This is a genomic window from bacterium (assembly GCA_016708315.1).
In the GTDB taxonomy this organism is placed as follows: Bacteria; Zixibacteria; MSB-5A5; order CAIYYT01; family CAIYYT01; genus JADJGC01.
The window spans coordinates 1-26,133 of sequence record JADJGC010000006.1 but is presented as its reverse complement, the minus strand read 5'-3'; the positions used below and the strand labels follow the sequence as shown (position 1 = coordinate 26,133).

Annotated in this window: 26 protein-coding genes; 21 read left to right on the top strand and 5 right to left on the bottom strand. The window is 54.3% G+C overall.

Features of this window, described 5'->3' with window-relative positions; translation table 11 throughout:
* The first annotated feature begins 6 nt into the window (after positions 1-6).
* From IPH59_07450 to IPH59_07415, 8 genes are all read left to right on the top strand, one after another.
* Positions 7-2,484 carry a DUF2344 domain-containing protein gene (locus IPH59_07450; protein MBK7091541.1) on the top strand — a complete coding sequence of 826 codons (2,478 nt, stop codon included), beginning with the start codon at positions 7-9 and terminating at the stop codon, positions 2,482-2,484.
* Positions 2,481-3,815 carry a 16S rRNA (cytosine(967)-C(5))-methyltransferase RsmB gene (rsmB, locus tag IPH59_07445; protein ID MBK7091540.1) on the top strand — a complete coding sequence of 445 codons (1,335 nt, stop codon included), beginning with the start codon at positions 2,481-2,483 and terminating at the stop codon, positions 3,813-3,815. The genes IPH59_07450 and rsmB overlap by 4 nt, the downstream gene beginning before the upstream one ends.
* Before the next feature lie 13 nt (positions 3,816-3,828).
* A complete protein-coding gene (locus tag IPH59_07440) occupies positions 3,829-4,572 on the top strand; it encodes a PASTA domain-containing protein (protein MBK7091539.1) in 744 nt (247 codons plus the stop codon).
* A gap of 45 nt (positions 4,573-4,617) precedes the next feature.
* Positions 4,618-5,259 (top strand): ribulose-phosphate 3-epimerase, encoded by a 642-nt coding sequence (gene rpe / locus IPH59_07435; GenBank protein ID MBK7091538.1) that lies wholly within the window; start codon positions 4,618-4,620, stop codon positions 5,257-5,259.
* A gap of 222 nt (positions 5,260-5,481) precedes the next feature.
* Positions 5,482-6,141 carry a CvpA family protein gene (locus IPH59_07430; protein ID MBK7091537.1) on the top strand — a complete coding sequence of 220 codons (660 nt, stop codon included), beginning with the start codon at positions 5,482-5,484 and terminating at the stop codon, positions 6,139-6,141.
* Between the two features lie 1,034 nt (positions 6,142-7,175).
* A complete protein-coding gene (locus IPH59_07425; GenBank protein MBK7091536.1) occupies positions 7,176-7,745 on the top strand; it encodes a hypothetical protein in 570 nt (189 codons plus the stop codon).
* A 65-nt stretch (positions 7,746-7,810) separates the two neighbouring features.
* Positions 7,811-8,458, top strand: a complete 648-nt coding sequence (locus IPH59_07420) for a hypothetical protein (GenBank protein MBK7091535.1) — start codon at positions 7,811-7,813, stop codon at positions 8,456-8,458.
* A 476-nt stretch (positions 8,459-8,934) separates the two neighbouring features.
* Entirely contained in the window at positions 8,935-9,927 is a 993-nt protein-coding gene (locus IPH59_07415; GenBank protein MBK7091534.1) for a hypothetical protein, read from the top strand.
* Here IPH59_07415 and IPH59_07410 read toward each other — a convergent pair.
* Positions 9,924-10,259 carry a PEP-CTERM sorting domain-containing protein gene (locus IPH59_07410; GenBank protein ID MBK7091533.1) on the bottom strand — a complete coding sequence of 112 codons (336 nt, stop codon included), beginning with the start codon at positions 10,257-10,259 and terminating at the stop codon, positions 9,924-9,926. The two genes, IPH59_07415 and IPH59_07410, sit on opposite strands and share 4 nt — an antisense overlap.
* Before the next feature lie 292 nt (positions 10,260-10,551).
* Between IPH59_07410 and IPH59_07405 the strand changes: the two genes are divergently transcribed.
* The 13 genes from IPH59_07405 (at position 10,552) to IPH59_07345 (ending at position 19,417) form a co-directional block, all read left to right on the top strand.
* The gene (locus IPH59_07405) at positions 10,552-11,169 is read left to right on the top strand and encodes a hypothetical protein (GenBank protein ID MBK7091532.1); all 618 of its coding nucleotides are present in this window, start codon (positions 10,552-10,554) and stop codon (positions 11,167-11,169) included.
* A gap of 61 nt (positions 11,170-11,230) precedes the next feature.
* The gene (locus tag IPH59_07400; GenBank protein MBK7091531.1) at positions 11,231-11,476 is read left to right on the top strand and encodes a hypothetical protein; all 246 of its coding nucleotides are present in this window, start codon (positions 11,231-11,233) and stop codon (positions 11,474-11,476) included.
* Entirely contained in the window at positions 11,473-11,784 is a 312-nt protein-coding gene (locus tag IPH59_07395; protein MBK7091530.1) for a hypothetical protein, read from the top strand. The genes IPH59_07400 and IPH59_07395 overlap by 4 nt, the downstream gene beginning before the upstream one ends.
* A 10-nt stretch (positions 11,785-11,794) precedes the next feature.
* The gene (locus IPH59_07390; protein ID MBK7091529.1) at positions 11,795-12,193 is read left to right on the top strand and encodes a hypothetical protein; all 399 of its coding nucleotides are present in this window, start codon (positions 11,795-11,797) and stop codon (positions 12,191-12,193) included.
* Between the two features lie 50 nt (positions 12,194-12,243).
* The gene (locus IPH59_07385) at positions 12,244-12,666 is read left to right on the top strand and encodes a hypothetical protein (protein MBK7091528.1); all 423 of its coding nucleotides are present in this window, start codon (positions 12,244-12,246) and stop codon (positions 12,664-12,666) included.
* 12 nt (positions 12,667-12,678) lie between these two features.
* On the top strand, positions 12,679-13,782 hold the full coding sequence (locus IPH59_07380; GenBank protein MBK7091527.1) for a hypothetical protein: 1,104 nt from the start codon (positions 12,679-12,681) through the stop codon (positions 13,780-13,782).
* A 101-nt stretch (positions 13,783-13,883) separates the two neighbouring features.
* Complete coding sequence (locus IPH59_07375; GenBank protein ID MBK7091526.1) at positions 13,884-15,305, top strand: hypothetical protein; 1,422 nt, start codon at positions 13,884-13,886, stop codon at positions 15,303-15,305.
* A 12-nt stretch (positions 15,306-15,317) separates the two neighbouring features.
* Positions 15,318-16,142 (top strand): hypothetical protein, encoded by an 825-nt coding sequence (locus tag IPH59_07370; protein ID MBK7091525.1) that lies wholly within the window; start codon positions 15,318-15,320, stop codon positions 16,140-16,142.
* Entirely contained in the window at positions 16,139-16,510 is a 372-nt protein-coding gene (locus IPH59_07365) for a hypothetical protein (GenBank protein MBK7091524.1), read from the top strand. The genes IPH59_07370 and IPH59_07365 overlap by 4 nt, the downstream gene beginning before the upstream one ends.
* A gap of 4 nt (positions 16,511-16,514) precedes the next feature.
* On the top strand, positions 16,515-16,682 hold the full coding sequence (locus IPH59_07360; GenBank protein ID MBK7091523.1) for a hypothetical protein: 168 nt from the start codon (positions 16,515-16,517) through the stop codon (positions 16,680-16,682).
* Positions 16,669-16,929, top strand: coding sequence for a hypothetical protein (locus IPH59_07355; GenBank protein MBK7091522.1), 261 nt, complete (start codon positions 16,669-16,671; stop codon positions 16,927-16,929). The genes IPH59_07360 and IPH59_07355 overlap by 14 nt, the downstream gene beginning before the upstream one ends.
* Positions 16,930-16,937: 8 nt before the next feature.
* Positions 16,938-18,404, top strand: a complete 1,467-nt coding sequence (locus IPH59_07350; protein MBK7091521.1) for a hypothetical protein — start codon at positions 16,938-16,940, stop codon at positions 18,402-18,404.
* Complete coding sequence (locus IPH59_07345; protein MBK7091520.1) at positions 18,401-19,417, top strand: hypothetical protein; 1,017 nt, start codon at positions 18,401-18,403, stop codon at positions 19,415-19,417. The genes IPH59_07350 and IPH59_07345 overlap by 4 nt, the downstream gene beginning before the upstream one ends.
* Positions 19,418-19,443: 26 nt before the next feature.
* On the opposite strand, the gene IPH59_07340 is transcribed toward IPH59_07345, so the two are convergent.
* The 4 genes from IPH59_07340 to IPH59_07325 all read right to left on the bottom strand — a co-directional run bounded on the left by IPH59_07340 (position 19,444) and on the right by IPH59_07325 (position 26,121).
* Positions 19,444-19,965: a CDP-alcohol phosphatidyltransferase family protein gene (locus IPH59_07340; GenBank protein ID MBK7091519.1), complete on the bottom strand. Its 522-nt coding sequence runs from the start codon at positions 19,963-19,965 to the stop codon at positions 19,444-19,446.
* Between the two features lie 210 nt (positions 19,966-20,175).
* The gene (lon, locus tag IPH59_07335; protein ID MBK7091518.1) at positions 20,176-22,674 is read right to left on the bottom strand and encodes an endopeptidase La; all 2,499 of its coding nucleotides are present in this window, start codon (positions 22,672-22,674) and stop codon (positions 20,176-20,178) included.
* A gap of 816 nt (positions 22,675-23,490) precedes the next feature.
* A complete protein-coding gene (locus tag IPH59_07330; GenBank protein MBK7091517.1) occupies positions 23,491-24,468 on the bottom strand; it encodes a hypothetical protein in 978 nt (325 codons plus the stop codon).
* 39 nt (positions 24,469-24,507) lie between these two features.
* Entirely contained in the window at positions 24,508-26,121 is a 1,614-nt protein-coding gene (locus tag IPH59_07325) for a DEAD/DEAH box helicase (protein ID MBK7091516.1), read from the bottom strand.
* Between the last annotated feature and the right edge of the window lie 12 nt (positions 26,122-26,133).

Below are 26,133 nucleotides of genomic sequence, written 5' to 3'. Positions count from 1 at the left end.
TCAGGGATGAATAACAAGGCCCTTCTGGATGCCGAATTTTTCCCCCACGTAATTCGCCCGGCAAGATATATCGGAAACGAATGGGGAGCGGTGCGTCCGCGCAGCGAGGCTGTTGCGGTGCGCCTGGCTCTTTGTGTGCCCGAGAAGTACGATCGCGCTATGGGCTACGCCGAATTGCATCGCGTGTATGTTGCGCTAAACAGTTCGACAACGATCAGTTGCGAACGTGCCTTCATACCGGACAATGATGCTGCCGCGTTACTGCGTCAGAAAAGTATCCCATTATTTACACTCGAATCATTCACTCCGCTGGGCGACTGCGACTGGATACATTTCTTAATTCCAGATGCGCTGTCATACAACGGCATGCTCTCCGCGCTGAAGCTCGCACACATCCCGCTGCGCGCAAGTGAGCGCAACGCGTCGCATCCAATCATCACGGCGTCGGGGATCAAGAGGTTAAATCCTGAGCCGATTGCCGAATTTCTCGACGCGTTTGTTGTCGGTGATCTGGACGCTGAAGCGGCTTCCATTGCCGCGGTAGTTAGCCAAGGCTCGGTCTATGACCGTCCGACGATGTTGAATCAACTGTCGCAGATTGCCGGCATTTATCTGCCCGCGCTCTCAAGTCAGAACAATCCGGTTCGCGCACGACGCGTGGATTCAGCGCAGAAGCTCCGAAACATCGCTCCGGTTATGGCGTTCGAAGAAGTCGCCAATGACCGCTTGTGTGTGACCTTGCCATCGTCTTTCGATGTGCCGCGTTTGGTTGATGCGATTGTCACAGCACAGCAGGAAACCGGCTATGATGAGATTGCCCTGTCGGCAAATCTCACGATCGGCATTAAGAATTTCGATCAATTCATCAACAGTCTCGGCCAGCGTCTGCGCGACCGTCATGTCGCAATCGTGCTCCCGCCACTGCCGGTGAATCAGCATGCGCTTGATTACGTTCGCGCGGTTACTTATGGCGAAAAGCAGGGACTCCGCTTTGATCTTAAGTCCGGCTCCGAACGTCTCCGCGAGGCGCATGGTCATTTCACAGCCTTCGAACAATTCTATCAGATATTGGCTAATGCTTTCTCCGGTGGATGGAAATCGGTCCGACTTGATTTTCAACTGGGATTGCCGGAAGAAACCGACCGCGACATCAGCGACATGATCGACGTGATCCGCAATTGCGAGAGCGTTCGCCGCGAGTACGGGGACAAGACGCATCTTGTGATTTCTCTGTCGCCATTTGCGCCATTGCCGTTTTCAGAATGGCAGTGGGATGCAGCCATCAATCCCGACGAATACAAACGCCGTTGCGACATGGTCCAGCGCGGCGCTCGTGGGCGCAACATCCAATACAAAATTCGCGAAGCTGAATCCGCCTATCTTCTGTCGTCCCTTTCTCGCGCTGACCGCAGTTTTACGTCCGCGGTGATTGCGATGTCTGAGATAGAAGCTTCAACCGAGAATTTTGGTGAAGACCGCAACTTGGAAAACTGGCGACAGACGTTAACGGCGAGCGGAATCGACATCGAGGAATCAGTCTCAGCCCGGCCGTTGGGTTCGCCACTGCCGTGGGATCATATTGAATATGACACAGCGCGCGAGCAATTACTCCGGTCACGCCAAAACGCTTTTCCGGCATCGGAATCGCGCAAAACGTCAGGTGGATTCAAGCTCGGTGATTTGATCTTGTCCAAGCCGGAACTGGCTGAACAAATTCTCACACCGGTACAGGCAGCTCCGACCGGAAGTTTCGGTCGCAGACCAAAACGGGTTCTCTCAGAACCGGCGCCGATGATAGTTCCTCGCAGTCGCATTCGTCTGCAATGGACCAAGGACGAGTCCGTGCGTTATGTCGGGCATCTCGCAACAATGAGGATGTTTGAACGTGCCATTCGCCGCGCCAACATGCCGGTGGCCTATTCTCAAGGTTATCATCAGCGCCCGAAATTGTCCTTTGGACCGCCACTTTCGCTGGGCTATTCCTCGCGCTGTGAGTTTTTGGACATTCAGCTCGACACACCGTTTCAGGAGTCGATGATTGACCGTCTCAACGAGGTTTTGCCGGAAGGATTTCACGTTCTCTTGGGCAAGCCCGTCTTTGGCAAGGCGGCCTCGGTATCGAGCCTGATCAATCTGGCTTGTTATGAGGTTCAAATTGGTCCAGAAATTGCCATTTCTGACGAAAAAACCTTCGCGGTTCTTGCACAACCGTCGATATTAGTAAGACGAATTAAGAACGAAGAGATAAATGAAATTGACGTGCGTAACTCCATATTAAACATTGAACTTCGCCAAGGTATGGGCGTACACCATTTGTATATGGAATTGGCACTTGGAAATCGGGGGTTCGTCCGTCCTGATGAAATTCTCTCCACCTGTTTCGGCCTCTCGTCACAGGAAATTTTACCTTTGAAAATCTGTCGTACAGCGTTAATGGTATCAACAGGTGGAAGCCGCCTAAGTCCCTTTGAGGTCAGCTCATGAGCGAACTGAATTTGAACCCGCGCGAAGAGGCATATCGTGTCCTCATGATCGCGCGCCGCGATCCCGAATCTCTCCAACACGAGCTGGCGCAGCTCAAGCAGAAGAATTTTCGTGGTCGCTTTGATCTAAACCTCGGAATCTATCTGGTCTCCGGCACGATCAAGATGCAGAAACGTCTGGATCTGATTTTGTCGCAGTACCTGCGCAAGAAATTATCTTCGCATTCGGATTCGCTGATTACGGTCCTGCGGCTGGGCTGTTTCCAGTTGTTGCCGGAATGCAATATCCCGCACTATGCGGCGGTCAATGAGACAGTAAATCTTGCGAAGAAGTACACGCCAGGCGCCGAGGCGATGGTCAATGCCGTGCTCAAAAACATCGCACAGAATATCGAGAAGCTCTCGTTCGACGAATTGCGCGCCGACATGCTGAACTATCTGACGCAGTTCTATTCGTATCCAATCTGGTTCGTGAAAGAGCTGCTCAGCATTTATCCCGAGACTGTCGTCGAGAAATTTCTCCGCAACGGCAACGAAGCTCAACCTTTGCAGGTTCGACTCAACAATGACCCTGAGTTGATCCGCAAGTATCTCGCCAAGTTACAGCAGATCAACATGCGCTTCAAGCAAGGCAAGTTCCTTAAGAACTTTATCCATATCTTGTCCGATACCAACCCGACGCAACTGCCGCAGTTCGATGATGGGGAATACATCATTCAGAATGAGGCTTCCGGTCTGGTGGTCGAACTGCTCAATCCGCTTCCGGGTGATGTTGTGCTTGACCTCTGCGCCGCTCCCGGTGGAAAGACCACCGACATCGCCATGCGAATTGGCAGTGACAGCAAAGTCACCGCAGTCGATATCTCAGAACCGCGCCTCAATCTCTTGCGTGAGAATCTTCAGCGTTTGAAGCTGGAGAATGTCTTGCCAGTCAAAGCTGACGGCGCCAAATTCACCTCCGGCAAGTACAACAAGATACTTGTCGATGCGCCCTGCTCCGGCACCGGCGTATTTCGCAAGTTCCCCGAAGGGCGCTGGATTACCACCGCCGAGGACATTGCCCGCTATTCGGCGATGCAGATTGGCCTGTTGAAAAACGCCGCACCACTGCTTCTGCCTGGTGGTGCAATTGTCTATTCGACCTGCTCGGTACTCAAAGCCGAGAACGAAATGATCATTGAGCAGTTCTTGAAGGAGATGCCTGAATTCCAAGTCATCATTCCTGAAGCCTTCAAGATCAAAGACGTGGTCGGCGAGGACAATTTCATGCGCACTTATCCGGGACTCAAATACCTCGATAACATCTTTGCGGCATACTTGACCCGCAAGTAGGTGGCGGTCAGCGATGCAGCCACTCCGCAACTATGTTCGCCCCGCGTTGCTCTACATCGGCGTGCCGGCTATCGCCTTCCTTACGATATTCATCTTCGTGAACAGTCTCATCATGCCTGTTGTTACCCGCCATGCAGAGGAGTTTCCCTTGCCTGCTTTCGTCGGCAAGACGGAATTCGAAGCTGAAGATTTGTCTGCGAAATTCGACGTTTCGCTCGAAATCGCCGGACGCGAGTTTTCCTCGGACAAACCGGAAGGAATAATCCTCACCCAGGTTCCCGAAGCAGGCACCATGATCAAATCGGGTCGCAGCGTCAAAATCGTCGTATCCGCCGGATTGCGCGTTGCCGAGATTCCCGATGTTTTTGGACTCCCGTTGGCGCAGGCAAATATCGCTCTGCAGAAGTCAGGCTTCGCGGCAGGGGACATCTACTGGGTGCGGGTCGATTCGCTCGCCAAGAATACTGCTATCGAAACGATTCCTTCCAAGGGCACACTTCTGCCGCTTGGCAGCAAGGTCTCGATTGCCGTCAATCAAGGCAACGAAACCGACGTCGTTACGATGCCATCATTATTGGGTCTGCCGCTGGAGAGGGCGCGTGAACGACTCGAAGATCTCGGTCTTGTCCTGGATGAAATCAAGCGCAAAAAGGAAGACCGCTACCTTCCAAACACAGTACTCGAACAGAAACCCGAGCGCAACGAGCAAGTAATGCGCGGCGAAAAGGTCAAACTGACTGTGTCGAAAACGGATTAGTTTCCGCGCTTGCCGTTCGACATCAGGAACGCTATTATCACCCCAATGACAATTGTTGCACCATCGATACTCGCCGCCGATTTTACGCGCTTGGGCGATCAGCTCCGCGATGTCGAAGCCGCCGGCGTCGACTGGCTGCATTGCGATGTCATGGATGGCCACTTCGTGCCGAACCTGAGTTTCGGCCCGTTCATCATCAAACAGGTCAATGGCATCTCCAATCTGCCCCTTGATGTCCACCTCATGATCTCCAACCCCGAGAAGTATGTCGATGCCTACCTCGATGCCGGCGCCGACTATCTCACCGTCCACGGTGAAGTCATCAAACACGACACCGAGATTCTCCAGGAAATCCGCCGCAAAGGCGCCAAAGCCGGTATCTCGCTCAATCCAGACGCCCCGATCGAGGACTATTTCCCGCTCTTTGCACATATCGACTTGTTCCTGGTGATGTCCGTCTATGCCGGATTTGGCGGGCAGAAATTCATCGGCGACGTGCTCAGCAAGGTCCGAACGGCTGTCGAATGGCGCAACAAGCACGGCTACAAATACCTGATCTCCATCGATGGCGGCATCAATTTGGATTCTGCACCGCTCGCCAAGGCGGCAGGCGTAGATGTTTTGGTCGCCGGTACCGCCTTGTTCAAGGCGCCGGATATGGCGTCGTTTGTCAATCATCTCAAGTAGAGCCGCCAAAGTTTTTTTCTTGCCTAATATCGTCAACTCAATCACATTTTAACTGAAAGTCGGATCTCGGCGAGTTTTGAATGCTCTGCGCCGATTCGGCGAATTTACTTCGATTGTTCTCTGCGCCGTTCAGAAATTGTGCGGCGGCTGTGCAGACTGAACCTATACCGGCTGGTCGCGATACTGTGATCGTGTCGTTTGACTCAGACCTCGGAGGGGATAATGGTATTTAATCTGATCGCGCTTCTGGGCGTGTTGGGCTTTGTGTTCATCGGCACAAAGAAGGGATTCCTCAAAGAGCTTATGGCACTGCTGGGGTTGGGCGCTGCGCTGGTGATCTCAACCGGCAAGCTAGATTTCGTCGCCGAAGAGGTCGCGGCCGCAATCGACGCCTCGCCGATTACAATTGCCGTGATCTCGTACATCATTGTGCTCGGTTTGATTTATGCCATTTTCAAAGTCGTTGCCAAAATCCTCGAAAAACTCGTCTCAGTTCAGCAGCTCGGCGAACGCGACAAATGGGGCGGCGCGATTGTCGGCGCCATTCGCGGCTGGCTGATAGTCGGTACCGCGCTGTTCGTGTCAATTCTGCTTCCGTTGCCGCGTACGTACTTCGAGATGATGGACAAATCAATGCTGGCGACCTCTGCCGCAAAGACGATTCAGGTGATTTATGACACTTCCGAGCCGTTGCACAAGACCTGGCCGACCTTTGTCGAAAAAGTCGAAGAAACCCTGATGACCGTCCCCGAAAAGAAAAAAGCTGACACCACCAAACGCAAGGTGCGCAAATCGCCCGAGAAGCAAGCCAAAGAAGCGCTCGCCTTGCAAGACGCCCTTGACCGCGTCTACTATTTCTACGGAGAAGCGGAAGAGTTTTAGCCAGTCCATCCGCCGACCGATACCGAACCCACTGCCACACCTAGATTGGCTGAGGCAGCCTCATTGCTGCGCCTGACAATCATCATACTATTCAGAACGACCGGACAAAGGTGTCGAACGCGCATTCCTGCCGCGGCCCCCGTCCACGATGGCGCGGTGAGAGGTGATTGAGTAACGTGGTGCTCTTTGACCGCGGACTTGGTCCCCGGGCCCCCCAACCGGTGGTCCCCTTGCCGCCGCATTCGGGAAATGTTGGCAGCGACATTCACGTAATCAATCTAGATGAAAGGAGACCTTCGTAACCCACGCCTATCGACACCCCAAATGCAAAACCCGAGTCAGAGGGCTCCGACTCGGGTTTTCCGTTTGAGCAACTTGTCGTTACTACTAACCCGGTAACTCAAGGTCTATAAGGTGGGCTATCGAAAAGAGTTTAGAGGCTGTTTCATTCCTTCTATTCGGTCATCATTTTCAGCGAGGGACTTTTTTACGATCCCTCGCTTATCGGTAATGCAAAACGTCTGAAGTGAATTATCGTTTAACATTACTGTTCGATGACACGGTTTTAACTCACTTCGATGCTATATATTATCAAAAGCCATGCCAAAGTCAGCCCGATCGGCGACACCCCTAAGTCATTGACAAATATAGCCAAAGCAGAATCGCGCTGGAATTCGCAAGGGCACGAAGCAGTTTCTGCGCTGACTCCGAGTGCGCTTTTCAAGTCTAATCCCGTTAAACTGTTACCGGATAATGCTTTATCAGAACGCACGTTCTGCGGGCTGGGCAAATAAAAACGAGTGCTGCTTGTTGACTATTGCGGGGAACACAAGTTGGAGATTTGAATGCTTTTGGCTTGTGTTGTAATCAAGCAAACAACACTCGTTGTTGCACAATCTATGGGTCCCGTTTCCGGGGCATTTTGTACTCAAACCCTATATACCACAGCGGCATTCGTCGCGCAAGCAAAATCTCGAAATCTGTATCTATTGACTCGACATTAATTCTCGCGCCAAAGTATAGGAGGAGTAAATATGTCGATCAAACTTTGGTCCAAAAAGAACAAATCAGCTCTCGCCAAGAAATCTTCACCTGCCGGAGGCAAATCCGCCACAATTCCGCCCGGAATTCGTGCCAAACCTCGTCTCAAATCGCTCAACATTGACTACGACCGCCAGTTGACACTCTATCCATGGGATTCCGGCCACGCCCGCCTCGAACTCTACCGCTACCTGCGCGACAACATCCCGATGCTCAATGCCGTGATCTGGACCTGGGTCAGGCTCTGCTCGGCGCGCTTCGACTACCAAATCAGCGGCGCCGCATCCGAAGCCGACGAACAGGCGGTTCGCGCCATAATGCACCAACTCGACCAACGCATCTACCGCAATGGCCTGCTCAAGCGCGGCGGATTCCGCGAGCTGTTATTGCAGTTCTTCGAATCGCTTTTCACCGATGGCGCAGTCTGTGGCGAATTGCAGTTGTCACCCTCGCAATCAAGCGTCGATCGATTCTTGCTGGCGGATATGCGCAGCATCGTCATCGAACCAAGCGGTGAGGAGCATCAAGTATTCAGGAAATCGAAAACCACCGCACCGCGCTGAATCCAGCCTCGACATTTTACTACGGTCTCGGTGCCCAACCGGGAAGCGTTGCCGGCAAGTCGCTCTTGGCGGCGATACCATTTGTCGCACGCGTCGAGCAAACCCTGGTCAACGACATGTTCCGCTCGATGCGTTCGGCGGGGTACCATCGCATCCACGTCAAAATCACGCCGCCGGAAAAACGCTCGGAGGAATCCGATGCCGACTATGTCACGCGCGCGAACAACTACTTCGACGACACGGTCGAGATGATGCGCGACTTCGGTCCTGACAAAAATCCGGTGACGTGGAATGATGTCGCAATCGAATACATCGGGCCGTCGAACCGCAATTCGTCGGCGACCGCGTGGTATATGAATCACAAGTCGATGATCGAGGATGTCTGCGCTGGAACGCATCTGGCGCCGTTTATGCTCGGCTATGCCTATGGCACGACACACAACTGGGCCGAATTCAAGTATGAATTGGTTCAGCGGCAAGTCGCAACCGTGCAAAACGCCGCAGCCTCGCTGTTGAACTGGATCGCCAATGTCGAATTGGCATTGCACGGCATCAGCGCCGAGGTGCAATTCCGATTCGAAAATCGCGCCCACATCGGTTTGACCGAACGCGCCCAAGCCGAGAAGATACAACTCGAAAACATCATCACCAAGATGACCAACAACCTGATCACCCGCGAGGAAGCCATCAACGAACTTGCGCGCTTGTCGTAGTGCCGTAGGGCAGGTCTCATTGCCGAAATTTCGTGATGCTTGAAGCACGCAACTGAGAGACCTGCCATTACTCCGTGCCATTACTCCTGCCCTACCAACCAATCCACCCCGTCAAAGGCACTCCATGAAACACCAACCAAATCACGCCGCCAACAATCGCTGGCGGCGCTCGGTCAATGACCCGGTACTTTTCTGCCGCGAATTTCTGGAATTCGAACCGCACGAAGGACAGATCCGCTGGCTCCGCAACGCCAACATGCCGCAAAACCTGCTGGTGACCGGCAACCGCTGGGGCAAGTCACAGATACAAGCGGCGAAGTTCATCCATCGGGCAATCTTCCGTATCCGCGAGCGGCGATTCGATCACATCAACCGCTACCGCGCGGTGAACATCTCGATCACGCAGGATCAGGCGAATATCATTTTCAACAAGTGTCTCGCGCTAATTCGCGGCAAGCGGCTTGATCGAACCCCTGGTGAAGAGCATCACCCGCACGCCGTTTCCGACGTTGGTTTTCGGCAACGATGCCGAGATCACGGCACGGACCTCGCAAAACAGGGGAGAGTACATCCTCGGCCACGATTACGATTTCATAAACTTCGACGAGGTCGCATTCGAATTGCATCCAGAGTATTTGGTCGAAGAGATTCTCACCATGCGACTCGCTGATCGATGCGGCACACTCGACTTAGTCTCGACGCCGTGCGGACGAAATTGGTTCTTCAAGAAGTACCGCGAATTGCGCGAGAATCCGCAAACCGGATACACGCAGGTTGGCTCGACATTCGAGAACCCTCACGTCAGCCGCGAGTTTCTCGAATCCAAAATCGACACGATGTCTACCCAGCGAATCGAGCAAAATATCCACGGAATGTTCATAGACTCTGGAAATGAAATTCTAGATGAGGCATCAATTCAGCGCAGCCTGTCGCAGTCAACCGGGCTAAGACCGCGACTGGTGGATCATCGCTACGTCACTGGCTGGGACCTCGCTCGCAAACGCACATTCACCGTCGGAGCAACTCTTGATGTCACTAACAAGCCGTTTCAACTGGTCAAGATCGAACGCTTCCAGCATCGCGAGTGGCCTTATGTCTATGAGACGATTCGCAAACGCAAACGCGAGTACGGCGGCGATACCATAATCGACTCGACAGGATTGGGTGATGTAGTGATTTCGGAACTTGCCGACATCGCGCCGCAGGGGTTCGTGTTTACCACGCGCTCAAAGGCGGACTTGTTGACGAACTTGCAATCGGAATTCGAAGCCGGTCATATTGCGGTGCCGCAGTATGAGACAGGAGCAGGCGAGAGTGACTACTGGAGTCTAATTGATGAATTGCGGGAATTGAATTGGGAAAAAAACGACCATTGCGATGCCGTTATGGCTATCGCATTGGCGCTTTGGGCGGCGAAGTCAGCGACCTCGAAAACTCCGTTTCCGGGTTTTCGATTCGGTGAGGTCTAACTCCGCCGTCTAACGTATCGAGCAAGCCCGAGCAGTCCTGAGCCGAGGAGAATCAACGTTCCCGGTTCTGGTACTGTCGTGGGCGGCAATCCACTATCGGAATTGTCAGCGGTTGATACGTAGTTGTCGCGGTCCCAGTTGTGATCCAGATTCTCCAGATCAGTATTGTTGCCGTTTCCTGTATTGCCGTTATTGACAACCACATTCGATGGCTTGCCGATGCCGACTGCCGCACTATATCCATATGCGTGCGAGTAGCTCAGACAAAGCAGGGCGACGACCACAAGAGCTGCGAGCGAGACCATTTTGAAGATGTTGAAAGCTCTTTCCATAAACAGTTCTCCTTCTTTCAGACTCTTATATTAGCAGTAACCGTGCCATTTTCGCTCTTTCTGCATAAAACATTCCAAGCATTTGAATAGCAACTGATTGCAATTTGGGACAGTCGCTAACAGAACTGGTCACGTCAACTTCGCAGTGCACTCTCTTGCATATTAATTACGGACATACCGACTCCAAAACAGCTCCCCGCACACCACACCCACTCCAAAAATATGTAGTCACTATGTCGAGATTATTTCTCGCGCCAAAGGGTAGGAGACACTCAACGAAACAGGAGGAGGAGTGGAGAATCTTACCGGCCGACTCGACATCACCGCGCTCGGCGAATCTGAAGATGACAAAAACAACATTGTCGCAGAGATCAATCGCGTCATCAAACCCGCGCAACCGGCTACGACTGAGTCCGTTTACATCGGCGTGTTGATGGCGGCATCGAACCAAGTCAATGCACAGGGCGGATGTTTCGCGCGCGAGGAACTTGCACAGCTCGCTGACCTGGTCATCGATGCGCCGGTTCTGATCGGCCACAAGAAAAACGAACTGCCAATTGGCCGCGTGTTCAGAGGCGAAATTGTCGACCGCGCAGGTTCGCCGTGGCTGAGGGCGCTCTTCTACTGGCACCGCAATCAAGCCAACGCCGAAGAGATCAAGACCGGAATCGACTCCGGCATCTACAAAGAATGTTCGCTCGGATTCCTCTATGCCAAACCGGAATGCGGTGTCTGCCGCGGCGACATGCGCCAATGCCGGCACCGTGTTAACGAAGTTGTCCGCCTCGGTGGGCCGCGAAATCAGAGCCTTCTATTACTACAAGCAGATCGAGCGACTGCTCGAAATCTCGCTGGTTTATCGCGGCGCCGTTGCGGGTACTTCGGTTTCGACTCTCTCTGCGAACAGTAATCCAAGCTCTCAATCTGATTGCGGTCACTATGAACTGCGAAGAGAAAACAGTACGTCGGCCTTGCTCACGGTCACGCTGGATGGCGTCACGACACGTCTACGACTTCTCAACTTCGGCAGTACATCTACTCATCACGGGAAGCGATTGATTTGCGAAGATGCAACCTTCATTCACTCGCGCGATCTGCATCTGATCCTCGAACGGGGCAAACTCAAACGCATGGGCAAGGCCGACGGGCAGTTGGAGTTCTTCGGCACATTACTGAGGGGACGGTACCAATTGGAGCGAATGGAAGGAGGAATATGAACCTGAACATTGACGCCTTCACTCGCAAGGAAAACAAGGGGCGCGAAAGCCTGCTGAGATTCCTGCTGGCAGTAGTCGTCACGACTGCCGGTGTGATTACCGCCTATCACGCGACCATCTACGGTCTCAAGGAACAGGTTGCCACCAAAGCCAGCCAGGAGAACGTGACTGCAATCGACAGCCGCCTGATCCGAATCGAAGCCATTCTAACTGACCGCGTCGCAACCAAATCTGAATTGATGGCGGTGCGCGACGAACTCAACCAAAAACTAATCAGCATCGAAGCCAAACTTCAGATGCTTCCCTAAGGAGCTGTTTATGAACCACCCGATTATCGAACAATTACAGAGCTTCGCTCGCCAACTTGCGGAATCAAATCCCGGCGAGGTCAATCTCGCCGAGCTGTGTCGCCATCTCAAAGATGCTTCCGAATTGGTAGAAGGTCTTATCGCCAAAGCGACACTCGCGGACTCACTGCTCCAGCTGTTTCGCGACGACTTGCTTGCGCGTGCCCGTGCTGTCGCCCGCTTGACAGGTACCAGCTCGAAACTGCTCGAGCGATTGATCAGCAGCGAGTCGCTGTCGCTCGAAGAGTTGCTCGCTCTTAAGCGCGATATCGAATCTGCTTTCGATACAGCATTCACGAGCCGCCTCCAGGATGCCGTCAGCGTTCAGACCGATGACAACGACAAACTCGCACAATTCAAAATTGGCTAAGCCATTGAAGCACTCAAACACTCAATCTCAAACTTCCCGAAAGGAACCCCATGGGAATTCGTGACCAGAACCTCGAAGCAGCCGGCGCGCTGTATCTCACCTTCAACATCAACCAAACCGCCGGCGCGGATGACTTGACTGATGCCGATCTCGGCAAAGCCGTGAAACTCGCGGACAACTACGAAGTCACTGCCGGCACCGACGGTGCGCAGATTCTCGGCAAACTCGTCGCGCTCAGTCTGACCGATGCCGACTCCGGCAAGCGCAAAGCCACGGTCCAAGTCGCCGGCGTGATGAAACTCGCGACTGCGGCAACCTATCCGGTCCTCGGCAATCGCATCGTCGGCGCCGCTGATGGCAAGGTAAAGCAAGCACCGGCGCTCGCAGTCAACGATCCGGCCGGCGGCAACATCGCGCGCGGCATCGTTATCGCCGTCAACGGCACTACTGATTGCACACTGATTTTGAACTAACAGGAGAAGCTAATGGAAACTGAAAATCTCACTCAAATACCCAAATCGTTTTGGACACTTTCCGAGATCGAGCCGGACAAGAAAGTGACCGGCGTTGATCTGTCGCGTGCGGCTGCGATCAAGATCTCGCGCGAGACTTATCTCGAAGCGCAGTCGCGCGGCATGAGTTTGACCGAACTGCTCGAGTCGGAGGATTACGATCCGTCGCCGGTCGGTTGCCCGCTCGATGCGTTTGAGCGCCAGCTTGCTGCCGCAGGTATCCGCGTCAACGGCAAATCGCCCGACAGCGTCGAGCTGTTCTTCCGCCAGGCGCCATCGCTTCTGCCGGAGTTCGTGACTCGCGAAATTCGTCGCGGCATGGAGATGCGGCCGATGTTCAATCAACTCACCGCCGCGCAGACTGTGATCGGCGCCAACCGCTACTCGCCTTTGTATATCGCAGTCAGCGCTACCGATCAGCGCCTGGCATTGCGTCCGATTGGCGAAGGCGCTGACATTCCGCAGATCACTGTCGCAGAGCAGTTGAACACCATCACTGTCCCCGACTACGGTGTCGCGCTGAAGACCTCGTACAAGACGCTTCGTCACAAGACTACCGCGCAGTTCAAAGTTCTGTTGTGGTACATCGGATTCCGCCTTCAGTCCGACAAGATTGCATTGCTGGCAGATGTGCTGATCAACGGCGATGGTAACGACAACTCAGCCACCGTGGTCAATACCGATGTCTCCGGCACAATCGACTATGACGATCTCGTCAAATTCTGGTCGGAGTTTTCGCCGTTCGAGTTGAACACTCTGGTCTGCCACAAGACCAAAATGCGTCAACTGCTTACTCTGGCAGAGTTCAAGGATCCGTTGGCAGGATTCAAGTTCCAATCCACCGGCGAGTTGATCTCTCCGCTCGGCGCCAAGCTCGTGCGTTGTGACAACATCGCGACCGATCTGGTAGTCGGCTTCGATTCCCGTTTCGCAGTCGAAGAAGTCATCAGCCAGCCGTTGATGGTCGAATTCGACAAGATCATCGAACAGAAATTCGAAGAGGCCGTCATCTCGGAATCAATTGCATTCGCCAAGGTCGTTCCACAGGCCGCACTGGTGCTCGACGACAACTTCTAAAAGGGGAGTAGCCTCAATCCTGCTGCCTCTGTCTCCGTCCTCGATAGCGCGCAGGACGGAGACTCCCCGCCAGCAATTGAGACCATACACGAAAGGAGAATATGCAATCACTGATCGATAACTCCACCGCTTACTACGGCGGCGGGAACACCGAAGCGCGGCGACAGTTTAAACTGCGTGCAGGTCCTTACAATGGGCGCAAATTGGTCGTCTATCAATCCGACGCTTCTGTCATTAAGTGCCGCTATGCTGATGCGCCCTATGACAACTGGTCGGAACCGCTGACGATCACCGAGAACTCCGCCGACTTTCCTTGCTCCGGCTGTCTTGATGCGGACGGCAATGTCTACGTCGTCTACACTGTTCAAAGTTCGTTGAACCTCGCGATGCGGAAACTGAGTTTCGCTTCCGGTGTTTGGACGGTCGGGAGCGAGTCAGTAATCTACAACGACAAAGCCAACTACTACGGCTCCGTCATCAAAGACTCGACAGGACGCCTGCACGTCTGTTGGGTTTGCATCGATAGCGCAACCGGAGTCCAAACAACGCGACACAAACGCTCGACCAGCGACGGCGCTCTTTGGGGCTCGGGACCGGAAGATCCCGGCACAACGTTGGGTGAAAGCTCATCGGCATCGTTTTGTGTTGCCGTCTACGCAGAGCCATACGTCTACTGTTTCCACACAGAGAACAGCGCAGAGGTAGTTGCCCGGCGTCTCCTCGATGGCGCTTCAATCTGGGAAGATCCTGCCGTGATCTACTCGGGGATATACTTGAATGATCGCCTTGGTGCGGGCGTGTCGGAATCGGGATCGCTGATCGGTGTTGTCTTTGAAGCCAACTTCAAGTTGTGGTACGCCGAGTGCGACGCCACCGGCTGGGGAGGAGCATTCGCGATTGCAGATTTCTCAGCGACCGCGCCGTTGCTGCTGTACAATGGCGAGATTCCCTATGTCTTCTACGGCATCGAAATCGGTTCCAATCAGGTGGAACTCCGCTATCGTCACCGCAGCGGTGTTGGCTTTGCACCGGAGCAATTACTCGCTTCGGAATTCTCGCGGTTTGCAGCTGTGTATCTATATGACTATGACGGCTCGCCGAAGTTCCACAATCGGACGCTGGAATCGGCGAGCACGACAATAGCCGATGTGATCGCCACTGACTCGCATGCGCTGATTGCTGCGGTCGATGACGCGCTCTATGTCGGTTCGGATGAGCCGTTTGCAAGGCTGAGTATCAATCTCGCTATAGCCGGATCAGCCGGTGTGGTAATTTGGGAATACTTTTCCGATTCCGGATGGAAGGAGTTTACGCCCGAGTCAGGCGCCTTTCATTTCGATCAGCTCACCCAACGCCTGCGATTGTGGCAGGACACAGCGAGTGTGCCTATTGATTGGCAGAAGTGCTCTATCGAGTCGCGATTACATTTCTGGCTGCGGGCGCGCGTGACCACAGCTTTCACCACTGCGCCGGTCGGAACACAGATCACACCGTGTACTTCAATCACCTTTCTCAACAACTAACGCGGGGAGTTTATGCCGTTTACCAATTCTGAAATCGTGCGACGACACTTGGTCGAGTCGATTTCCTTGCGAGACAGTTATCGCGATGTCGCAGTCGAGATGTCCGGTCTGGCGACAATTGCGCTGATGCACTCGCAACTGAAAGAGGGAAGCCTTGTCGTCAAAGGCAAGGAACTTGGCGCACCGCACGCAACGCTGGTCACATTGGGCGATTTGCCATGTCCGTTGGGATACACAAATCTGATTCCCGACAGCGTGGTGGTGGCGTCCGACACTTCGCTCGGGCGCATCTATACCGAGCACGTTGATTATCACATCGACTACGTTCAGGGAACGATACAACGGCTGGACGGCGAAATCGCCGCAGGTGCGACAGTTGCCGTGTGGTTCTTTGCCTATCGCGTCTACCAGCGCAACAGCGACTACGCCGTTGACCACATACGCGGTACGATTCGACGAATTACCGGAAGCCAAATCGAAGATGGGCAGACCGTATTTGTCGACTACGAAACGCAGTCGTTGACGCTGGACGAAGCACAGCTCGACAACGCTGTCGCCGAGGCCGATGACCTGCTTTTAAGCCTGATCGACGAATCATATCACGATTCATCCAATCAAGGCTTGGTCACTGCCGAAACCTATCTGGCATTGGCCGTGCTGTGTCGCGTCAAAGCGATGTCTGCACTGCAGCAGCCGGGCGGAACCTCAACCGCCAATCACTGGCAGGAACTGGGGGCAAACTACTTTGCCGATGGACTCAAGATCGCACACCGTTTCGCTCCAGTGCGAGGACAGCTCAGTTCGCCGGTACGCGTAACGGGAGGTGATTCCCGATGAATCCGACCCTGACCTACTTGCTGGCGCGCAAAATGTGGCTGGTGCCGGGAGTTGTTGTGTGGGGCGAGATGGCGAATTTCGAGCCGGAGTTTGTCATCACCGAAAGCGACGGCGCCACGAAGCACATTCTGCATGGCCGATTCCTGCTCGGCGGTTCGGTGCAGAGTATCAACTTTGCCGACCTGACGGATCACCGTGGAAACAAACTGCCACCGTCAATTAACAACGCCTGCATAGTAACCATTCCTCACAGCCCCATCGGCGTTGTTGCGACGAGCGATCCGTCTCATGAATCTTTCCGGTTGGCGCGAATGGTGCCATCGTCTCAATCCGTAACGGTTGATCTGCTGATTGTCGAGATGGGATGAGCCAATGATGGATGGATTGATGATGGCGAAATGTCCTTCCTGCGGGAAAATGTACTTCGTCCTGAAGAACACTGTTCCGCGTTGTTGCCCGTTCTGCGAAAGCGTAAGCGAAGTCGCAGTCGGTACCGCGTTAGAGGCAAACCTCGAGTTGGAGCAGCATGAGCAAACTTGATGATTTGGACAAGCAACGAAAGGGGAATGCAAACGACTTGGAGATTCTTGAAGAGATTCAAGCCAAGATCGTCGAGGAACTGCGCAACAAGGAGATCAATCCGCGCGTCGGCGATCTGCTCAAGGCGCTGGAACTGAAGATGAAACTCAAACTGTCACAAGACGACAAGGAGAAGATTTGGGAACTACTCAATCAACTGCGCGACGAAGAGCTAAACTCGGACGAAGACTCCGATTCCTCATCGTAGTTAACGCATTGTTTGCTGCGACATCAGTCTGTTGCTTTGGCGACAACATCCGAGCGGCGATTGTGGTCGAGGATATCGGCAACAAAGGCATCGACACTCTGCTGGCGAATGCGCTTACGCACGACCTCGGATATGATGTCTCTTGGATAACGCCTGACACTGTCGCGGGACGCAATGGGGCATATTTCGACACCGCGTTTGGTGTCGTGATTTGGTGCGGAAACGAGGTTGCTTCGCCTTCGCCGAACAGTGTTGCCGACACAATCGCCAATTCGCGTGTCGGCTTTGTGAGCCTGCAGAGTGAAACCTGGGACGAGATCAATCTCGGTGTCAACTCTAACGGTACGAATGGCCGCACGGTTGAAGCATCCGGCTTTGTCCGCGTTATCAACCGCGATCATTGGATTACGCGCGTACTGCAGGATTCGCTCTTTCTTTGGACCGCGACCTCGCTCGGTATCTACGGTCTGGCATTTCCCGACACAGGCCACGATATCGCACCGCTAATCATCGACAAGGATGATGCCGACGATACGTCGCATGTACATCTTTGTGCCGCCGACTCAGGGCAGAGAATCATCAACACCGGCGACGGACGAAACACCGCCAAAGGCCGCCGCGTCTTTCTTGGATTGTTCTCGGTGACTTCGACGCCGCGCGATTCGTGCCAGTTCTTTACGATCTTCAACCGGGCAGTAGCCTGGGCGGCAGGTGACACGGCAAATGCGTACGTCAATCGCAATGCGTGCTTCAGCGGCAAGGTCGAGATCGAAGATGCCTGGGCTGAATCATCCTCCGGAATTGACTCGCTTGAAAGCTACGGCGGATGGGGAAGTCTTTATACCGGTCACGATTACGACAACAAAGTCGCATTCATGAAGATCAACAATGATGCGTTGTATAGAAAGTTGCCAAGCGGAAGCGCCAATGTCGAACGATTTGCCATTCGCACCAAGCTGTACAATGTCGCTAACGGCGCGGAAGATTCGCTCTGGGAGTCGACCAATGGAATCAAGTTGCTCAAACTCAAGTGGGTTTGCGGCAATGCAACCGGGCAGTCGAACACGAACTATGTCAATTGGGTGTATCGCTACATTGCTGACGCCGACACGTTCCGCTGGAATATCGGCGGTGCATTCGGCGCGAATAGCGATGTCGTCGATACGGTGCTTGACTCGATCAGGCAGAATCGTGGAAACGCTGTAGCCGGGGCATTTATCACCTGGACGATTCCACCGTTGTTTGCGAATCGAATCGTATCCGACACGACTGCCAATCACGGTTGGGTCTGGCATAACTACTGGAACAACCAGATTGGGCAGATCAACGACGCGGAAATCATCTATCACTCATCTGAAGCCAACGCTGTCAACGACCGACCATTGATCGTTATCAGACTCACGCAGAGTAGCATCTTCGCAAACCGCAGACGCGCTGCAGTCATCGGCGGCGGGTTGATTGGAGGAATACGATGAAGAAACTAATCTTGTTCTTACTTATAGCCTTAAGCACGGCGCAAGCGCAAATTGTGATCACGCCCGCTGTTGCGGGCAACGGCGACTCCGATTCGATAGTCGTCTCGTTTTGCACGTTTGATACAACGATGTATCCAGTAATTGCCGATGCCGACAGCATCATTGCATTGCGCTTCGGTCCCGACGCTGTGTTGATTGACTCGCTCACGCAATCATCTCCGGCGATGTTTCATCCGCGCCATGGCTGGTACGAAATACACTATCGCGCTTCGGACGGCGCAGGCCGGCTTGGAATCTATCACGTTTATGTGCGTGTCAAGATTGGCGGGGCTTGGCGCGGCGCCGCGACGGGGAGTTATCAGGTAATCGGAGATGATGTCGGCGACTACTTCGCAGACATTGCAAACGCAGTATCATCGTCGGGTTCGGGCGCTTATGCCTGCACGCTCTATGTGTATGACTCCGGTTCGTCCTCGGCAGTGGCGGGTGCGTTTGTTCGCCTTTTGAACTCCGACCAAAGTGCGGTTGCGGCGATGGGAAATAGCGATCCGAACGGGCGTTTGGTATTCTCGCTTGATGACCACGAATATGCCGCATATGTCAATCAAAACGGGTACAGTCAGGCAGTTGTGCCGACGCTGGTGGATTTCAATCCCGGCGGCGCGAATGACACGATTTGGCTGACGCGTTTCGATCCGGGCCAAACGCCGACTGCGAATCTCTGCCGCGTTTATGGCTATGTGCAATCACTTGATGGCAGGGGCATTGACGGTGTGATCGTGACGGCGCGGATTCAGAAATCGCCGCTATTGTTCGACGGAGTAATCATCTCACCGTTTGCGCTAACAACGACGACCGATTCCAGCGGTTACTGGTATCTCGACCTGATTCCCAGCGGTGCGCTCGACCCCGACGACACAAAGTATGATGTGACTCTGCACTATCCTTCCGGCACGATATTGCGCAAGCAACTGCCTATACCGAATGAGGCGAGCTTCTGGATGCGATGGTAGGAATGAGGTATGCTGTTGGTATCGTATCAGCGGCGCTTTTTCAAGTAGAGTAGAAATGAAATCGGCACCATGGCAACCGCTAACCAAAGTAGCACTTTTTGCAGAATCACGAATGGTGTTAGGTAGCTGATTACCAATACGACCCAGGTTAGTGCTGTGAATTTGCCGAAGAGGTTGGAGGTTGGGATTTCAGTAGTCTTTGACAATGTTGCCAGACTGCCGATGAGCAATAGCAGGTCGCGTACAATGATAATCGCCGCCGCCCACCAAGGGAAATCGCGATAAACGGCCAATGCTACGACCAATGCAGCAACGCCGATCTTGTCCGCCAATGGGTCGAGAATCTTGCCGAGTTCAGAGATTTGATTCAACTTGCGGGCGAAGTAGCCATCGAGCACGTCGGTAGCGATTGCGACGCCCAACAGCGCCAGCGCGAAGTTGTCTTTGCCGTACGCGATGCAAATCACCGGCAACGGCAGGAAAAACAGCCGGAACAACGTCAAAAGATTCGGGACGAATAGCAGTTCGCGCAGGTTAAATCTGACCATGAGACATTATTATTCGCAGAAGCAAGATAGTCAAGATAAAGGGAAATTGCGGATTTAGAAGGTTTCTGCCACCAATGGGCTTTGTGCGCGGCGGCCGACCACGCCCGCCGCGACCTAAAGCGCCCGACGTGGACGGCGGGCGTTCACAATCAAGTGCTTTAGCAATCTTTCTGGTGAGAGAGACGACTGCTGCGTGGCAGAGCAATCCAGCTACTGCTGTTGGCGCTTTTTGCCTTTGGCAGGCTTTTTCTTGCGGACAGTTTTGCGCGGTTTAACCGTTCCGCCGGCGACCCGGCGCGCTGTACTGCGGCGCGGCGGTTTGTTTTCTTTGGCGCGACGGCGCATTTCCAGCATAACCAGATCCTGCAGGGTCGCGGCAGATGGATCGTAATCCATCAGTGCGATCTCGAATAGTTGATCGGTACGGTCGATGAAAATGAACTCCATCTGGTCGCGCAATTCGCGGGTAATGTCCTTGATGTCTTTGCGGTTTTGCGACGGCAGGACCATTTTGAAGATACCCGCGCGATGTGCTGCGGCAACCTTCTCGCGGATACCCGACACCGGCAGAACCTTGCCGCGCAGGCTGACCTCGCCGGTCATGGCGATATCGTTGCGAATCGGGCGGTCGCTCAAGACCGACGCAATTACCAGTGAAATCGTCACTCCCGCCGAGGGACCGTCTTTGGGGATGGCGCCTTGCGGGAAGTGAACGTGAATATCGTAGTTGGAAAAGTCGTCGTGCGGAATAGCCAGCATCTCCGCTTTGGAGCGCACGAAACTATGCGCCGCCTGAACGGATTCGCGCATCACCTCACCGAGCGAGCCGGTGCAAGCGACATTGCCGGAGCCGCGCATTTTCAAGCCCTCAATCATCATAATATCGCCGCCGGAACCGGTCCAGGCGACACCAGCCGCCACGCCGATTTCGGGATGGCTTTCTGCAGTTTCCGGGATGTACACAGGTGTTCCGAAGTATTGCTCAAGATTATCCTCGGAGATCACCCATTTGACCTTCTTCTCGGAAGTAGCCTTGGCTTTGGAGAATTTCCGGCAAACGGTTTCGAGCCGCTGTTTGACCTGACTGAGGCCGGCTTCCATCGTGTAGTTACGAATGACGGTCTTGATCGCGCCGGTCGTGAACACGAGTTCAGATTTGTTGATACCGTTCGAAGCGAGCAACGAAGGAATCAGATGGCGTTCGGCAATGGTAACTTTTTCGCGGTCGACATAGCCGGAGAACTCGATTACGTCCATCCGTTCGAGCAAAGGCTCGGCGAGCATTTCGGTGCCGCGCACGCTGAACATGAAGATCACGCGTGACAGGTCGATCGGCAGGGCGAGATAGTCGTCGATGTATTTGCGATTTTGGCGGGCGTCGATGACGTCAAGAAATGCGAGTGCAATCGAGACGCGCGACTCGTCATAGGAAAGCTTGTCGAGGTCTTCAATCAAAAAGACCGGATCGACGCAGTTGGTTTCGATCAATGCACGAATGATCTTGCCGGGCATGGCTCCTTCGAGAGTGTGTGGTTCGCCGCGCAATTCGGCGGTGGAACTGAATCCGGCCACGCTGAATCGGATCAACTTGCGATGCAGTGCCGTCGCGACTGCGGATGCGAGCGATGCTTTGCCCGTGCCCGCCGGACCGGTCAGACAAATGACAGGCGCGGAGACGTTATTGGTCAACTGGCGCGTTGCCAGGTATTCGGTAATGCGGTCTTTGATATCTTTCGCGCCGTAGAAATTGCTGTCGATGATCTTCTCGACCTGTGCCAAATTGGTTTCATCGGTCGAGGTCTTGCCCCACGGTACCGCCATCAGCCAATCGAGATAGCGTTTGATCGAGCCAAACTCAGCCGAAGCAGGGGAGAGCATCTTGAGGCGCTCGGTTTCCAGGAACAACTGCTCACGGACCTCAATCGGGAGGTCATGAATCATATTGATGCGGCGGCGATAGGTCGAGGCGACGTTGTCGTCATCGTAGTCCTCGCCGAGCTCGCGTTTGATTTCTTTCAGTTTGGCGCGCAGGAAGAATTCGCGCTGGGATTTGTTGATCGAGTCTTCGACCTTAACCTTGAGTTCATCCTCCAGCTCGATGCGCTGGCATTCCTCGCTGAGCAAATCCAAAAGATGGAAGATGCGCTCTTTGAGCGAGACCGCCGACAAAAGCGAACGCTTCTCGCTGAACGGGAAGTGCAGATGATGCGAAACGACATCAACGAAACGGTCGATGTCGGTACGGTTAGCTTTGAAAATCTCGTAGACTTCGGGCGAATAATGCGTGTCGGTCGTCAAAACGCGAACGGCATAGGAGAACACCTTTTCAAGTGCGCGCTCCAACGAATCGATATCCTGCTCCGGCGGGAGTTCGATGAAGTCGCCGACGAGATACGGTTCGGTGCCGGTCAATCGTTCGAGTCTGATGCGGCGAACGGCCTCAAAGGTCACACTGCAAGTGCTGTCGCGCGAGGTTTGAGTCACAAGCGGACGAGCGAGCACGCCGATGCCTTCCAGATCGCCGGCAGCGGTGATTTCGCCGCGGCCATCGCGCACCGGTATCATGACAATCGGCTGTTGTGAATCGCGCAGTTCGCGAAGCAGCAGCAGATTGCGCGGCAAGCTAATCTGAATGGTCTCGACGCAGCCGGGGAAAATAATCGTCGAACGCAATGGGATGATGGGTAGCTGGCGGTTAGTTCCGCTCATGGAATGGCTGAACTCCTATTCTCCCGCGGGGTACAGCCTACCCGGCAGGCGACGATTAGTCGATTCGTCCGTGAATGTCACCGCCATTGGTACCGCAGACGGGAACGATTTCTTTGTACAATTATCGGACAATCGGGGTAATCCCTGTTGTGGTTATTTTGGCTGATTTTAGCATGTTTCAATTTGAAGCAAGGCAATGGGTTGGGCAAGTTTGTGAAAGTGATAGTTTGCGATAGGTCCTCACCGTTGGTCCCTCTCTCCCGCAAGGCGGGACCTAATCGGCCGTCGGGAGAGGGGAAAGTTGTAGGGCAGGTCTCGTTGCCGAAACGGCGTGATCATTTGAAGAGGCGTGCTGAGAGACCTGCCAGTGTTTGCTGTGTTCGCCACAAAGATTGGCAGGTCTCCAATGAGATGCTTCTAATTCCGGTGAGCTTCCGGTAAGGACGCCCTCACCCTAATTCCTCTCCCCGGCCCCCTTGTAGGGCAGGTCTCGTTGCCGAAACGGCGTGTCATTTGAAGAGGCGTGCTGAGAGACCTGCCAGTGGTTGCCGCTTTCGTCACAGAAATTGGCAGGTCTCCAGTGAAGTGCTTCTAACGGCAAGAGCACCGCTGCCTACAATTAGACGGCTGGTCAAGACTGGCAGGTCTCCAATGAGATGCTCCTGATTCCGGTGAGCTTCCGGTAAGGAGACCTGGTCTACGAAACGCCCTCACCCTTAATCCCTCTCTCCCGCAAAGCGGGACCTAGTCGGCCATCGGGAGAGGGGAAATGGGGTCTCCCGTGATTTGGTGACGCCATTGTTTGCCGCCTCTTCCCTAACTCACCGTCGCGTTGGAGAGGCGCTTGGTGAGTTCCGCCAGTTCGAAGTCGGAATAAGCCTCCATCGATTCGACATCGATTTTGATTTGCTCCGGCTTGAGATTGAGACGATAGAATCCCGACTTGTTGTTTTCGATCATGTTCTCAAGTCCCGTCGCGAAACGCTTGAGTTCCTGTTTGACCCGATAGATGTTCTTCGCCTGGTTGAATCCCGGTTCAATCTCTTCCTTGCTCATCCAGCCCTCCGGCTTGAGGAATCGCGCCGCCCCGAGCTTGTAGAGATAGTTGAAGCTCTTCGGTGTCAAATCGATTTCCGCCTCGTTGAAGCAGATCCGCACGCGCTCGCCTTTGAGCAGGCCGCGCAGTTTCAATAATGGCATGGTTTCCTCCTCGCTGTTCAGTTCAGCGCTATTTCTCTTTCGTAGTTCTCCAAATTTCGTAATCAGATATTCGGCGGCGGCATCGCCAACCAGCGCCGCCAGCTTGGCCCGCTTTTCGTTTGTGAAGTGTCCCGTTGTCACGAAGCCGGCATTGAACAACCGCCACACCAAGTCGCGATTTTCGGCGTCGAATCCGGCGGCATCGAAAATCGATCCGGGCAGATCGAATCCTCTGCCGGTGACGTGCGCCAATGTCCGCAACTGCGCGATCTGCCCCTTCGGTTGATGAAGCAACTCCGCCAGTTCGGCGAGCGAATCAACCAACCACGCCGCGGTCTCCGACATTTGCAGCATCGCACCGCAATGCGTCTTGAAGCGCAATTCCAGATCGGCTGTTTCGATTGAGGTCGGCCATTCGCAGAGCAGGAACGCGGTCTTCAATCCCAGCAACTCGCGATCGGTCAAGAGGTATTCGTCATCGACAAGTCGCATCAGCCACGGCGCGGTCTGCGAATGTTCATTGAGATATCGTGACAAGCGGATGCGATACGATTTGCCGTAGTCGTCAGAGGCATCGAGATAGATGCCCGTCAATTCGAAAGTCGGGAAGCATCGCGACGGAATAGAGCCAGCTCAAGCGGTCACTGCCATTGTATTCGCGCAACATCGTGCTGCCAGTCGAGACAGCGAGGCCGAACCGATACCGCGCAGGCTCGCGAGCTGTCCCATCGGCGAGGCGGAGATTTCATCCTTCTTGACGAAGACCATCCGCTGTGACTTCAATCGCTCGACCGAATCGGTTATCCAGTCTTCATCGACAGCGCCTTCGACTGCGGCAAAGAACGTTGATTGCAATGTCGGAACGATCTCCGACACCTTGTTGACAACCCGCGCCGAAACCAGATCGAGTATGACATCCGCCATCGCCAACGACTGCAGGGAAGACCCCACGCTGTCGGCACAGCCTTCGACATAGAGTTTCCACAAGGTTTCGGCCTCGATATCCGAATTGGCGATCAGCACCGAGCGGCCAAACTGCGCGCCGCGGCCATAACGTCCGGCGCGTCCCGACATCGCCTCGTATTCGCTCCAGCCCAGCGGCGCGACGACGGCGCGCTGTCCGTGCCGTCCCGGTTGATATTTGTAGCAGTCGATAAACACCGTCTGCGCGGGAAGATTCACACCCATCGCGAGTGTCGTGGTCGAGACCAGCACCTTGATTTCGCCATTCAAGTAGCCGCGTTCAAGAGTCCGGCGTTGGCGATGCGAGAGGTCGGCGTGATGAAACGCCACGCCGGACTGCAAGGTTTCCGCCAAACGCCGACCAAGAATTGTCGTCGTTTCGCGCTGAAGATGTTCGATAGTCAGTTGCGCTTCGGGCCAGAAATTCCGCTCCGACAATCGCGATGCCAGAATCTCGCAAGCGCGTTTGGCTTTGAGGAAGACCAGCACCTGCTCGCCGTTGTTGACCAGCGTTTCGATATTGGTGAGGAGTAATTCTTCGGGATCGTCGGAATTGCAGTCGGACAACGCTTCCTCGCCGGTGGTGTGGCCATCGGCGCAACGATAACGATAGCGCCCCTGATACAACACCCCGTGGCGCAATTCGACCGGGCGGAAATGATCGACTAAAAGCCGGCACCCCAGCCACGCCGCCAATTCGTCGGCATTGTCGAGCACCGCCGAGAGTGCGACGATCTGCGGATGGTATTGCGACTGCTGCGTCTTGAGGATGGCGAGTTCCAGCGTCGCGCCGCGTTCGCAATCGCCGATCATCTGGACTTCGTCGATGACAATGAGACCGACGGAGGCGAGCAGATCGAGATTGCGAATCAGCAGTTGATTGAATTTTTCGTAGACCAAAATTCCGAGATCGAATTTGCCGTTTTCGAGATCGTGTTCGAATTCGCGGTGGTCGCCGGTTGCGATCACGACGCGGATGCCGAGCTTCCGGTAGCGATTGGCGAACTCGCGGTAGCGCTCTTCGGCAATCGATTTCAGCGGCACCAGAAATAGCGCCTTGCGCCGGTTGAAAATCGCCGCCGTCGCAGCCAGTTCGCCGCAGAAGGTTTTTCCCGAAGAGGTCGGCGCGCAGACCAGCACGTTTTCGCCGGCGAGGATACGATTCTCGATGACCGCCTTGCGTTGCAAGGGAAGTAGTTCCTCGCCCAGGCGTTCGCGCCAACTGGCGACGACGATTTCCGGGAGTCCGTATGATTTCAGATGTTCCATTTGCATTAAGTTCATTGTTTAGCTCCC

What these genes read in the sequence shown, in the direction of transcription:
- IPH59_07450 (MBK7091541.1), top strand. Translation starts at nt 7, where the DNA reads ATGAATAACAAGGCCCTTCTGGATGCCGAATTTTTCCCCCACGTAATT.
- rsmB (MBK7091540.1), top strand. Translation starts at nt 2,481, where the DNA reads ATGAGCGAACTGAATTTGAACCCGCGCGAAGAGGCATATCGTGTCCTC.
- IPH59_07440 (MBK7091539.1), top strand. Translation starts at nt 3,829, where the DNA reads ATGCAGCCACTCCGCAACTATGTTCGCCCCGCGTTGCTCTACATCGGC.
- rpe (MBK7091538.1), top strand. Translation starts at nt 4,618, where the DNA reads ATGACAATTGTTGCACCATCGATACTCGCCGCCGATTTTACGCGCTTG.
- IPH59_07430 (MBK7091537.1), top strand. Translation starts at nt 5,482, where the DNA reads ATGGTATTTAATCTGATCGCGCTTCTGGGCGTGTTGGGCTTTGTGTTC.
- IPH59_07425 (MBK7091536.1), top strand. Translation starts at nt 7,176, where the DNA reads ATGTCGATCAAACTTTGGTCCAAAAAGAACAAATCAGCTCTCGCCAAG.
- IPH59_07410 (MBK7091533.1), bottom strand. Translation starts at nt 10,259, where the DNA reads ATGGAAAGAGCTTTCAACATCTTCAAAATGGTCTCGCTCGCAGCTCTT.
- IPH59_07395 (MBK7091530.1), top strand. Translation starts at nt 11,473, where the DNA reads ATGAACCTGAACATTGACGCCTTCACTCGCAAGGAAAACAAGGGGCGC.
- IPH59_07390 (MBK7091529.1), top strand. Translation starts at nt 11,795, where the DNA reads ATGAACCACCCGATTATCGAACAATTACAGAGCTTCGCTCGCCAACTT.
- IPH59_07385 (MBK7091528.1), top strand. Translation starts at nt 12,244, where the DNA reads ATGGGAATTCGTGACCAGAACCTCGAAGCAGCCGGCGCGCTGTATCTC.
- IPH59_07380 (MBK7091527.1), top strand. Translation starts at nt 12,679, where the DNA reads ATGGAAACTGAAAATCTCACTCAAATACCCAAATCGTTTTGGACACTT.
- IPH59_07375 (MBK7091526.1), top strand. Translation starts at nt 13,884, where the DNA reads ATGCAATCACTGATCGATAACTCCACCGCTTACTACGGCGGCGGGAAC.
- IPH59_07370 (MBK7091525.1), top strand. Translation starts at nt 15,318, where the DNA reads ATGCCGTTTACCAATTCTGAAATCGTGCGACGACACTTGGTCGAGTCG.
- IPH59_07365 (MBK7091524.1), top strand. Translation starts at nt 16,139, where the DNA reads ATGAATCCGACCCTGACCTACTTGCTGGCGCGCAAAATGTGGCTGGTG.
- IPH59_07360 (MBK7091523.1), top strand. Translation starts at nt 16,515, where the DNA reads ATGATGGATGGATTGATGATGGCGAAATGTCCTTCCTGCGGGAAAATG.
- IPH59_07355 (MBK7091522.1), top strand. Translation starts at nt 16,669, where the DNA reads ATGAGCAAACTTGATGATTTGGACAAGCAACGAAAGGGGAATGCAAAC.
- IPH59_07345 (MBK7091520.1), top strand. Translation starts at nt 18,401, where the DNA reads ATGAAGAAACTAATCTTGTTCTTACTTATAGCCTTAAGCACGGCGCAA.
- IPH59_07340 (MBK7091519.1), bottom strand. Translation starts at nt 19,965, where the DNA reads ATGGTCAGATTTAACCTGCGCGAACTGCTATTCGTCCCGAATCTTTTG.
- lon (MBK7091518.1), bottom strand. Translation starts at nt 22,674, where the DNA reads ATGAGCGGAACTAACCGCCAGCTACCCATCATCCCATTGCGTTCGACG.
- IPH59_07325 (MBK7091516.1), bottom strand. Translation starts at nt 26,121, where the DNA reads ATGAACTTAATGCAAATGGAACATCTGAAATCATACGGACTCCCGGAA.